The 11,945-nt window shown below is 45.9% G+C and carries 9 protein-coding genes and 1 pseudogene; all 10 read right to left on the bottom strand.

Annotated elements, in window-relative coordinates; all coding sequences use genetic code 11:
* A pseudogene (locus KI655_RS18350) lies at positions 1-452 on the bottom strand (flagellin B); the annotation flags it as partial.
* A 624-nt stretch (positions 453-1,076) separates the two neighbouring features.
* A complete protein-coding gene (locus tag KI655_RS18345; RefSeq protein ID WP_285407746.1) occupies positions 1,077-2,216 on the bottom strand; it encodes a flagellin in 1,140 nt (379 codons plus the stop codon).
* Between the two features lie 400 nt (positions 2,217-2,616).
* Complete coding sequence (gene flgL / locus KI655_RS18340) at positions 2,617-3,810, bottom strand: flagellar hook-associated protein FlgL (RefSeq protein ID WP_285407745.1); 1,194 nt, start codon at positions 3,808-3,810, stop codon at positions 2,617-2,619.
* Between the two features lie 12 nt (positions 3,811-3,822).
* Complete coding sequence (gene flgK / locus KI655_RS18335) at positions 3,823-5,703, bottom strand: flagellar hook-associated protein FlgK (protein WP_285407744.1); 1,881 nt, start codon at positions 5,701-5,703, stop codon at positions 3,823-3,825.
* A 174-nt stretch (positions 5,704-5,877) separates the two neighbouring features.
* The gene (gene flgJ, locus KI655_RS18330) at positions 5,878-6,795 is read right to left on the bottom strand and encodes a flagellar assembly peptidoglycan hydrolase FlgJ (RefSeq protein ID WP_285407742.1); all 918 of its coding nucleotides are present in this window, start codon (positions 6,793-6,795) and stop codon (positions 5,878-5,880) included.
* Positions 6,796-6,805: 10 nt separating this feature from the next.
* On the bottom strand, positions 6,806-7,897 hold the full coding sequence (locus tag KI655_RS18325) for a flagellar basal body P-ring protein FlgI (protein WP_032550129.1): 1,092 nt from the start codon (positions 7,895-7,897) through the stop codon (positions 6,806-6,808).
* A 96-nt stretch (positions 7,898-7,993) separates the two neighbouring features.
* On the bottom strand, positions 7,994-8,770 hold the full coding sequence (flgH, locus tag KI655_RS18320; RefSeq protein ID WP_285407740.1) for a flagellar basal body L-ring protein FlgH: 777 nt from the start codon (positions 8,768-8,770) through the stop codon (positions 7,994-7,996).
* 55 nt (positions 8,771-8,825) lie between these two features.
* Positions 8,826-9,614, bottom strand: a complete 789-nt coding sequence (gene flgG / locus KI655_RS18315; RefSeq protein WP_032550127.1) for a flagellar basal-body rod protein FlgG — start codon at positions 9,612-9,614, stop codon at positions 8,826-8,828.
* Between the two features lie 21 nt (positions 9,615-9,635).
* Positions 9,636-10,385: a flagellar basal-body rod protein FlgF gene (gene flgF / locus KI655_RS18310; RefSeq protein ID WP_285407739.1), complete on the bottom strand. Its 750-nt coding sequence runs from the start codon at positions 10,383-10,385 to the stop codon at positions 9,636-9,638.
* A 253-nt stretch (positions 10,386-10,638) separates the two neighbouring features.
* Complete coding sequence (gene flgE, locus KI655_RS18305) at positions 10,639-11,943, bottom strand: flagellar hook protein FlgE (protein WP_285407738.1); 1,305 nt, start codon at positions 11,941-11,943, stop codon at positions 10,639-10,641.
* Positions 11,944-11,945: the final 2 nt, after the last annotated feature.

Below are 11,945 nucleotides of genomic sequence, written 5' to 3'. Positions count from 1 at the left end.
GCACCGATTTGGAAAGACTTAGTACCGTGTGTACCGTTCAGAAGCTTGTTACCACCAAAAGAGGTTGTTTCTGCGATACGGTTTAGTTCGTCGTTCAGTGCTGTTACTTCTTCTTGAATCGCTACACGCTCAGACTTAGAGTTTGAACCGTTTGCAGATTGTAGAGAAAGGTCACGCATACGTTGCAGGATGTTTGTTGTCTCGTTCATTGCACCTTCAGCAGTTTGTGCAATCGAGATACCGTCGTTCGCGTTACGTACTGCTACGTCTAGACCGCGGCTTTGTACGTTCAAACGGTTAGAGATTTGTAGGCCCGCAGCGTCATCTTTTGCGCTGTTGATTTTAGAGCCAGAAGCTAGACGCTCCATAGAAGTCTGTTGAGCGCTGTTTGCGTTGTTTAGGTAACGTTGCGCAGTCATCGCTGAAACGTTGGTATTTACATTCACTGCCATGGTGATTTCTCCAATTGATTTTCCGGTGTTGCGGTTTCCGACGTCTCGGAAAACCAAGTAGTTCTCTCAAAGTTACTTTTAATAACGGCGCGAATTTGTATAGCTTTAGAAAAAACTTCAAAAAAAACCAAATAATTTAATAAACTCAATAAAAACAAACAGATAAGTAAGATCTTTTTATTCTACAAAGATCTAAAGTTCACGTTTGAAAATTAGAAGAGTTCAACTATTGGGCACTTCAAAGGTGGATCTTGGGCAAATTTAAGAAAAGAGACGTTTAATGATCGTGCAACTTTTAACCAGATAAAATTTAGGCAGGGTCAGGATTCAGAAAGAAAATGAATGAAGTATGTTAAAAAACGGGAAAGCTAAAAGCGGAAAAACAGGAACGCTAGAAAGGAAAAAGCCCCTTTTCCTTTGAGAGAACTGGGGCTAGGTGGTGGCCAGAGCCTGTGTGGAGATCATCGAGAAATGAACACATTCTGACTTACCGTTGCATCCTTACCGTAAAAATGTGAAGCAGGTGAGAGATGAGAGAGCTAAACACTCAATAGTAAGTATGCTTGCCAGTTTTCCTTGCTGTATGGCCCACGTCTGGACACGAACAGCAAGGTCAACCAATAACTATTGCAATAGTGACATTGCAGAGTTAGGCAACTGTTTTGCTTGAGCAAGTATTGAAGTACCTGCTTGTTGCAGAATTTGAGATTTCGTCATTTGCGTCGTCTCTTTCGCAAAATCGGTATCTTTGATTCGGCTGTTAGACGCATCTACGTTTTCTTGTACGTTCGCCAAGTTGTTAATACTGTGGCTTAGACGGTTTTGTTTCGCACCTAGGTCAGAACGCTGTGAATCAACGTAAGTCAGAGCAGAATCGATGATGCTGATTGCGTTCTGTGAGCCTGCAACCGTCATTAGGTCGATGTCTTGTACCGTCGTTTGACGACCTTCACTCTTAAGGCCTAGCTCAGAAGCCAAGCCACCAGAGATAGACATAGAACCTTGTTGTAGATCCGGTTCAGCAACAAACACTTGTAGACGACCGTCATCGGTTACCGATGCGTTGATCAAGTCAGACTGACCATTGATGTACGTCGCTAGCTCTTCGATGTCATCACCTGATTTGGTCATCAGCTCAAGCTTCACTTCTTCACCAGACTTGGTCACGAATTCAAGCTTCAGGTCACGAGCATCTGCTGGTACTCCCCAGTTCTTGTCTTTACCGTTCTCTGAATCAAACGTCGTACCACCCATGCGGAAGTCATCAGCACGGATGCTGGTCAACGCCATGATCATCGCTTCACCAGAGTTAGAACCGATCTGGAAAGAGGCCTCACCGAACGAACCGTTCAGTAGTCGACGACCACCAAATGAAGTGGTTTCAGCAATACGGTTAAGCTCATCTTGAAGAGCCATAGACTCTTCATTCAGTGCTGTACGTTCAGCAGCCGTGTTAGTACCGTTTGAAGATTGGATTGCCAAGTCACGCATACGTTGTAGAACGTTAGTAGACTCATTCATTGCACCTTCAGCCGTTTGAGCAATCGAGATACCGTCATTAGCATTTCGCATTGCCACATCAAGACCACGCGACTGTGCCGTTAGGCGGTTAGAGATCTGCAGACCTGCTGCATCATCTTTCGCGCTGTTGATCTTATGGCCTGATGACAAACGCTCCATTGAAGTTGCGAGGTCATTAGACGCTTTATTCAAATAACGCTGCGCTGTCATTGCGGAAACGTTAGTACTTACATTAACTGCCATTTTGCTCTCCTTATGAGTTCGCAAGCTTTCTGCGAAGCGGCCAGCTTTACTCTCATATGGATAAGCACTGACCGTATATTACTTGCTAAACCCTGAGTTAGGGTTTAAGACCTGTATAAATCATTTCTGAGTTACATAGATACAAGTTGTATGCCAAGTTTCAGATTGACACAAAATAAATTTATTTCATTCAAAAACAATCACTTAAAAACAACCCCATCACCTGCGCAATCTATAGATTATTGTTATGTAATCTCTCTAACCTGTGTGTTGCCGCTTTTTGCCGCTTACATTACTTACACTTTAAAACGAGTAATAAAGCGGCAATTTTTAGAACCCTCTCGCACTTACGGCATTGCACATAAGGCATAAAGCAGGGCTCAATTGATACAGCAGAGCGTTAGATGTAATTAAACAGGGTCAAATCTTTCGTTTTACCAAAGGCTTGCTGAGAAGCCTGTAGTGCACGAGAGTTCTCATTGAACTCAATGATTGCCTTTGAATAGTCCAAATCTTCAAAGTTGCTTTTGGCTTTCGCCAGTGACAACTTGAAGTCCTCATGTTGCTGCTCTTGAATATCCAACGTATTCAGACGCGCACCAACATCGGTACGAGCCTTAGTTAAATGGATAAAGGCAGCATGAAACTCTTCCGTCGCTTGGTGTAGCTGAGCGGTTGCCGATGCGTCAGAAACAGACTCTTCAGCCAGTGCAGCAGCATCACGGAAGGTATCAAAAATCGAGAAATTCTCTCTTGGCTCCAACACAATCGCATCACCCTTGGTAATTTGACCGCGAAGCTCAATGTGTAAGCCTTCGTATTTGATCCCTTCTGTTGGATCAAAATCTTTTGCTGCAACAACACTGCCATCTTTTTCAAGCTGGTACGCGTACTTGCCGTTCTGCATATCAACGAACGTGACTTTGTAGGTCGCCGGGTCTTGGAACTCGGTGTTCGTCGCTCGCTCTAACAGCAGTTCAGAGGCCGACTGCAGCTCATACGTAGGCTTGTAGTCGCCAAATGGGTTCTTGATCTCCATGAACAGCTTGCTGCCCGGATCATTCATTGGCATCTCAAAACTGCTAGCGACACGCATTTTGCGCTGGTAATCATCGCCGCCATAAATCACGTTACCTTCGTTATCACGAAAGAAAGGCTGATTTTTCAGCTTGGTTCCAGCAAACGTATAGTTGCCCGACTCATCTTGAGAGTTCGCCATGTATAAGAAGTTATTCGAGATCTCTTGCAGCTCACGCTGTTTTGCCAAGCGGTCTTCAGGCGACAACGCACCGTTAATCATCTCCATTACGGTACGTTTCGCTTCATCAGCAAAACCTTCCGAGTTGGAGATCAGCACTTCGTGATGCTCCAAACGGTTTCTCACCAAGGTGATGGCGTTAACATACTGTTTAAGTTGCTCAGATTGCTGGCCAATATTTTGTAGATAGTGAGTCGCGAGTGGGTCATCACTCGGTGACTGTAATTTTTTACCCGACGCCAACTGAGCTTGGTTATGGTGAACCTTATTCTCTTGGCGACGCAGGTCGTTTTGAACCGACTGGTAGTTATGAAAACTAGAGATGCGATTTAACATGGTTTCCCCCTACTACCTCAGCGCCAGAATAGTATCGAAGGTTTCGTTTGCCGCCTGCATAATGCGCGACGATGCCATATAGGCTTGCTGAAACTTCATCATGTTTGCCGCTTCCTCATCGAGGTTCACCCCAGAAATCGAAGCGATACGCTCTTGTGCAGACTGCTTCTCTAAAGTGGCAATCTCACTGAGTCGGTTTGCGGTCGAAGCTTTCAAACCGGTATTAGTGTTCAAGTTATGGTAAGTATCTAGCAGCGTTGACTGACCTTCATCCAAGGACTTATTAGTTTGAATATCCTGCAGTTTTCGCAGGTTGCCGTTATCACCCTCTGATGGGACAAGGTTTGCCGTGAATTTGTCGTTAGCAATCGCGCCTGCGGTTAATTCAAAGGTTGTTCCCTGAACGGTTATCGGGCCAGAAGGTGGATACGGCTGAGGCTGCATCAACACATTGCCTTTGGTATCGGTCACCGCGAACTGCTCACCACGAGGCGAGACAATGACTTCAAATTCGCGCAGGTCACCCGCTTGAAGAATTTTAAATTCCGCATCACCTTGGGCAAAAGTGGTGGATGCTTCATAACTCTGTGCGGCAATGTCTTTTGGATCATTACTTTCCATCTGCATCTGAGCGGCAAAGTTGCGCGTCGGACGCAGCAAGATCTTCTCACCGAGCTCTGGTGGGTTGCGGATTTCTACACGCATGCCATCAAGGTAAAAGGCACTGCCGCTGGAATCGGTGCTGACTTTTATGGTTTCGCCACTCGGCTTAGTCACCACATAGTCACTGCCGTCGTACTTTAGTCCGTACTCGCCGCCCTTGAGAGCATTGGTGTTATCAATAAACACCGCAACATCCGCTTGCGACTGACCACTGGTCACAACGCGAGACTTCGCCACCACTTCTGAATTCACATCGGTAAATAGGTTGCGACCCACGTTGCCGTTGAGGTCAAGACCTTGGCCTTGCAGTTCATTGACGTGATAAGAGAGTGCCGTTGCCATGCGACCGAGCTCATCCATCACATCAGGAATGTGTTCATCACGCATGTCCAGCATTGCTCCAATCTTGCCGTCAATATCAGCACTGGTGATCGGTTTGATCGCCTTGCCTTCAACAATCGCGAGACGGCGTTGATGTGCATCAGGTAAACCATCAACCAATTTTAACTGGCTCGCTTCACTACCCGACACTAGGGTGTGGCCATTACCAATATGGACGTTGAAACCTTCAGCATTTGAACGTGGCGTTACTGTCACCTTGGTGTAGCCCGACAGTTCATTGACCAGCTTTTCGTGCTGATCTCGTAAGTCGTTATGCGGGCCCGGCGTGCGCATCATCAAGCGTTGAACATCGCGGATCTCAATCGCTATCTGGTTGACGCGCTCCAATCCCATGTCTAGCTTTTTGTTCGCGACATCAGATTGCTGACGAACGGTTTCATGAAACTCATTCAGTGTTTGCGAAATAATACCGGCTTTCTCAAGCACCACCTTACGCGCACCAATGTCATTCGGTGTATCTGCTAAGGTTTTAATCGAATCAAACCACTCATTCATGTTCTCTGGGATTTTTTTCGATGCGTTCGACGACAGCATACTCGAGAGCATGTCGATATTACTTTGGGTATCGTTTTTATTAGCGGCATTGGTTGTTGATAGATTCAGCTCATTAACGGCAAACTGATCCCAAGAGCGGCGAACATTTTCCACATGCACACCCATACCGTAGGTTTGACCACCATACTGGCGTGGATCGTTAACGCCTTGAATCACAGATTGGCGGCTATAACCCTCTGTATTCGCGTTAGAAATGTTATGACCTGTGGTGTTTAACTGTCTTTGCGCTGTAAGCACACTTTGTGTACCTACATTCAACAGATCTGACGCCATAATGCCCCCAAAAAACCTAATAAAATCAGCAAAAACTGATTAACCTTACGTCTAAAAAGCAAATTACGTGCCAAGCTAAAGATTGAGCGTTTATATGAGAGAAACAGCGAGGTAAAAGAAGGGGGACATAGAAAAAGAGCTCGCCATTTGGCAAGCTCTTTATACATCATAAAATCAGTTCATCTGATCGATCTTAGCTTTCACTCTTAACACTTTATCGGCGTAGTTCGGGTCAGTTGCGTACCCTGCACTATGAATGCCTTTGATAAAGTTTTCTGAGCTGCCTTGATGCTGAAGCGCCGTTTGGTAACGTGGGTTTTCATTCAAGAACTTCACATAGTCGTTAAAGCTCTCTTCAAAGTTAGAGTAAGAACGGAATGAAGCTTGTTCTTTCACCGCTGTCTTTCCGTGGAATTCTAACGTTTGAGTGGCAACCTTTTCCCCTTTCCAGCTGCGGTCAGCCTTAATGTTGAACAGGTTGTTGCTGTTGCCTAAAGAGTTTTTCACCATCTTAGAACCCCAGCCTGTTTCTAGAGCGGCTTGAGCAAGAAGTAGTGAAGAGTCGACACCCAATGCGCGCGCGGCTTTTTCAGCATACGGACTCATTGAAGCGACAAAAGATTCTGGCGAGTCGAACGAAACAGGTTTCGCGTCTACTTTTGCTGCATTTTCTGAACGCTCTGCTCTATCCACTTTCTTAGAGTACTTAGGACGCTCAAGCGCAGGGTCAAACCCTTCTTGGCGCACTTTCGATTCTTGTTGGTCGGTGCCTTGTCCTGCACTAAGCTGAGCGACAATCATGTCCGCCAAACCTAGCGAACCCGATGCACTCAACTCACTCGACATTTGGTCATCAAGCATCTGGCGATAAAACTGCTCGTTCTGGCTGTTAAGCATATCTGACTTAAAGCTAGAGTTGGCATCACGCATCGACTTAAACAGCATCGAAGTAAAAATAGATTCAAACTGTTTTGCTGCTGCTTTAAGTGCTTCTTGCTCACTGCCCTCTTCGCCATTTACCGCTTGTTGACGAAGTCGATCTAGACTGCCGATGTCGTGAATGAAACCAATGTCGTTGTTGTTCTTAATCATGACCCGCTCCTTAGATAATGATCAACTGGCCTTCAATCGCACCTGCTTGTTTCAGTGCTTGAAGGATTGCCATTAAATCAGAAGGTGCTGCGCCCACTTCGTTTACTGCACGCACAAGATCATCCAACGTTAGACCCGGCTCAAATTTGAACATCTTGCCGTCGCCTTCCGTTACTTCGATATCAGAATCGGGAACAACGACCGTTTGTCCGCCAGAGAAACCATTTGGCTGGCTTACGTTTAAATTCTCTTTAATTGCTACTGTCATACCACCGTGCGTCACAGCGGCAGAGCGCAGGCGAACGTGCTTACCGACAACAATGGTGCCGGTGCGTGAGTTAACAATGATTTTTGCTGAGCCTTCTGCTGGATCGAATTCAACGTTTTCAATCGCAGATAGGAAAGCCACACGCTGGCTGATTTCACGTGGTGCGCGAACTCGAACTGAAGTCGCATCCACAGCTGATGCCATTTGTGGACCTAGGAAGTTATTGACTGCATCCGCCATACGCTGCGCAGTGGTGAAATCAGATTCAATTAGGTTAAAAGTGATGTAGTCGCCACGACCAAACGGAGTTGGAATCTCTTGTTCTACCGTTGCACCGCTAGATATGATACCGACGTTAGGGTTGTTACCAACAATCTTAGAACCGTCGTTGCCCTGCGCGCTAAAACCGCTTACTACTAGGTTACCTTGCGCTACGGCATACACTTGCCCATCAAGACCTTTAAGGAAAGTTTGAAGTAGCGTACCGCCACGCAGGCTTTTTGCTGAGCCAATTGAAGATACAGTTACGTCAACGGTTTGACCTTGCTTAGAGAATGCAGGAAGTTCTGCAGTAACGATTACCGCGGCCACGTTTTTCGTTTTTGGCTTAGTACCAGGCGGCAATTGAATGCCAAAGTTTTGCAGCATCGCGTTAAATGTTTGATCTGTAAAGGGAGTTGTCTCACCTGTGCCCGGCAAGCCGGTAACTAGACCATAACCAACCAATTGGTTACTACGAACACCTGCAACTTTTGCCACGTCTTTGATACGAGCGGCATGAGCAGTGGTGGCAAGAAATAACATGCCGAAAAGTACAAGTGCTAGCTTTTTCATGGGAGTAACCTGTCTCTATTGCTCTGATTTAAGTAAAGTTTCTTGAGATTTCAGTGTCGTCGTCTGATGGTCAAACATTCGACACTGTCAATTTCACTATAGAGCTACATTAAAAAATCGTGCCAAGAATCCAGGCTCTTGCATATCTTGTTGTACGCCTGTACCAGAATATTGAATTCGAGCGTTCGAAACTCGGTTTGAAGCGATGGTATTGTCGAAAGCAATGTCGTCTGGGCGAATCGTACCGCTTAGACGGATGTACTCATCACCTGTATTCAGCGTCATCCATTTTTCGCCGCGCACCACTAGGTTGCCGTTTGCCAGCACCTCAATTACTTCCACCGTGATGTAACCACTGATGCTGTTGCTTTGATTCGCCGATGCATCACCAGCAAAGGTGTTGGTATTGCTTAGATCATAAGAGAAGTTGTATTTGTCGATGGTCAGCTCTTGGCCACCCACTGCCAATGGCTCCATTGAAGAGTCATTCGACTTTGACATATCTGCGTTGGCTTTTTTGGTCGCACGCGTATTTTCATCCAGAGCCACGGTAATGATGTCACCGATACCACGTGGTTTTGAGTCGTCATACATGCTGCCAATGTGGTTCACGTTGAATAGTGAACCGGTAGCGGCTGCGTAGTGTTCTGGTTGTTGTTTAGGATGAATCGGAGCCCAAGCTGGGTCGCCTGCGACAGGATCAGTACGGCCACGCAGAGTATCGACAATGCCAGAGCTTTCATCACTTGATTTGTCCCCTTCTACCGCATCAACAACCGTAGTAGCGTTTTCTTGTGCCGGGGTTTCGATCGGCTCTAACATGGTACAGCCAGTCATTGAAGCCAATAGGGCTAAACAAAAAATACGTTTCATAGTGATACTCTCTCAGTCAGCAGTACAGGGCGTTAAAAGTGGCTTAATCTAATGATTAAAGCTGTTGGTTAACAAAGCTCATCATCTTGTCTACTGACGAGATAACTTTTGAGTTCATTTCGTAAACACGTTGAGCTTCAATCATGTTCACTAGCTCTTCGGTTACGTTAACGTTGGATGTTTCCAACATTGATTGGCGAATGTTGCCTAGGCCATCAAAGCCCGGAACACCCTCTTGCGGATCACCACTTGCGCCTGTCGGCAGGTACAGGTTTTGACCAACTGGCTCAAGGCCGCCAGGGTTAACAAAATCGGTGATCGTGATCTGACCAACCACAACGTTGTTCTGCTCACCACGGATACGTACTGACACTTCACCGTCGTTACCAACTGTAATCGAGATTGCGTCTTCAGGAATTACGATTTCTGGTTGTAGTGGGTAGCCCTGACCAGAGGTTACGATTGCACCGTCGCCATTCAATGTAAATTGACCGTTACGGCTATATCCTGTCTCACCATCTGGCATTTCTACTTGGAAGAAGCCATCACCCTCGATCATCATGTCTAGGCTGTTGGTGGTGGTTTGCGCATTACCGTGAGTGTGCACTTTTTGCGTCGCGACCACTTTAGAACCTGCACCCAGCATTAAGCCGCTTGGCAGTTCAGTGTTTTGAGACGATTGACCACCTGGCTGATTGATGTTCTGGTAGAACAAATCTTCAAATACGGCACGGCTCTTTTTAAAGCCAACCGTTGATGCGTTCGCCAAGTTGTTCGAAATCGTTGAAATATTGGTTTGTTGGGCGTCTAGACCCGTTTTACTTACCCATAATGCTGGATGCATAGTAATTTCCTTTAAATTCTATTAGCTCATACGAAGCAGTGAGTCAGACGACTTGTCCATCTCTTCTGCTGTGCTCATCATCTTGACTTGCATTTCAAATTGACGCTGTAGGTCAATCAAGCTTGTCATCTCACCGACGGCATTCACGTTACTGCCTTCGATAGCACCAGTCAGCAGCTTAACGGCTGCATCCGCTTCGTATGCCTGATCTGGGTTTTTCGAACGGAAAAGACCATTCGTATCTTTAAATAGGGTTTGATTGTCTGGACGAACCATCTTGATGCGATCAACAACGGCTAATTCTTCAGCTGGAGCGCCTTGAGGAATCACCGAGATTGTACCGTCTGTACCGATTTCAACCTTGCTTAGTGGGATTGGTAGGGTAATTGGCGCATCATTTTCGCCAAGAACAAGGTGGCCACTGCCATTGGTCAGCAAACCATTCTGATCAATTTTGAGGTTACCGTTACGGGTTAAACCTTCACGACCAGAGTTGTCCATCACTGAAATCCAGCCATCACCTTGAATGGTTACGTCTAGATCACGACCAGTTGTTACAACACTGCCTTGAGCAAAATTGTGGCCCGGACGTTCTGTCATGCTGAAAACACGAGTAGGCATGCCTTCACCATACGCTTGCATTGAACGTGCTTGTGCTAAATCAGCACGGAAACCCGTTGTACTTACGTTAGCGAGGTTGTTGGCACGTAGCTGCAAAGCTTGCATATTTTGCTTTGCGCCGCTCATAGCTAAAAACAGTGCGCGATCCATAATTTTGCTCCAAAAAATCATTATCTAGAGCTGATAAAGCAATCACTGTGCCAACTATGAAATAGTGTTTATAATCAGAAGGTTAATAAGAAAAACAGAAATTTAAAAGATCAAAGTGATCCTTTCTGCCAGGGGGTGGCAAGAACAAACATTACCGCGCGGCAATTGAGGCGGCAAATAGATAGGCAAGCAACAATACCCAATTCAATCAAATTGAATTGGGTATTCGCAGATGATTCAAACCAAGAAGGTATTAACGAATCTGAAGAATATTTTGCTGTAGTTGGTTGTGAACTTCTAGAGAACGCGAGTTCGCTTGGAAGTTACGTTGAGCAGAAATCAGGTCAACCAGCTCTTGAGTCATATCGATGTTCGATTGCTCTAGTGAACCGTTGTTGATGCCACCAAATGAACCCTTGTTCGATTCACCCCAGATTTTATCACCTGAGTAGTTAGTAGAATCCCACTGAGTGCCGCCCTTCTTATCTAGGCCTTGCTCGTTCGGTACACGTACTAGACCAACACGACCTAGCATTACGTTTTCACCGTTTGAGTATGTACCTAGAACACTACCGTACTCATCGAAGTCGACCTTAGTTAGGAAGCCTGTTGTTGCGCCGTCTTCATCGAATTTCGTCAATTCAAACGGTGCCGCAAACTGCGTCGAAGAGTCTAGACCAAAGTTCAGTGTTTGAGTAACGTCCGCGCCGTTTAGGTTCATCGGTACAGCACCCGCACCTAACGCTTCCGACACAATTGGTTGGCCGTTGTTTAGGCTCGCCAGAGTACCATCGTTGTTAAAGCGCATAGTGTGACCAACATGGCCCGTCGCGTTTGTCGCATCACCACCAGCAATGTTCAACGGCTTCTCGCCTTCACTATCAGTCATAGTGTAGTAAGTCTGCCATGTGTTCGGCTGGGTTTGGTCTTTTAGGTAGTAAGTGGTTAGCTTGTAAGACTGACCCATAGAGTCGTACACTGTCGAAGACGTAGCACGGTTGTAGGTATCTGCATCTTCGAAGTTAAATGCAGCCGGGTCTTTTAGATCACCGTTTGCAGGCAGGTTTACACCTACTTCAATGTTTTCAGTCTGTTTTGGCTTACCAAATTCAGCTGGAATAGATAGTGGCTTCGGTGCGTAAGACAATACCTCACCCGAGTTTGGATCAACATCGTAACCTAGAAGAAACTCATCGTTAGACGTAACCATGTAGTTATCTTTGTTTAGGTGAAATGCACCATTTCGTGTGAGTTCGTTAATCTCAGGTACCATACGGTCCTTTGCCACAGCGAAAAAGCCTGTGCCACTTACACGTAAATCCATTGGGTTGTTCGTATAAATACTTGAACCTTCGTGGAACTGCTGTGCAACCTTGTTTGCTTGAGCACCGCCACCCGGAGTGGTTTTGCCATTGGTAAACAAAGAGCTTGAGTAAACATCACCAAACTCTGCACGCGACTCTTTAAAGCCAAATGTGTTTGCGTTCGCAATGTTGTTACTTGTTGTGTTCAGATCTAATTGAGCTGCGGATAGACCGCTTAAAGCTACATATGACATTC

The organism is Vibrio sp. D404a, assembly GCF_030248535.1.
GTDB lineage: Bacteria > Pseudomonadota > Gammaproteobacteria > Enterobacterales > Vibrionaceae > Vibrio.
This window is presented reverse-complemented; position numbering and strand designations above follow the sequence as displayed.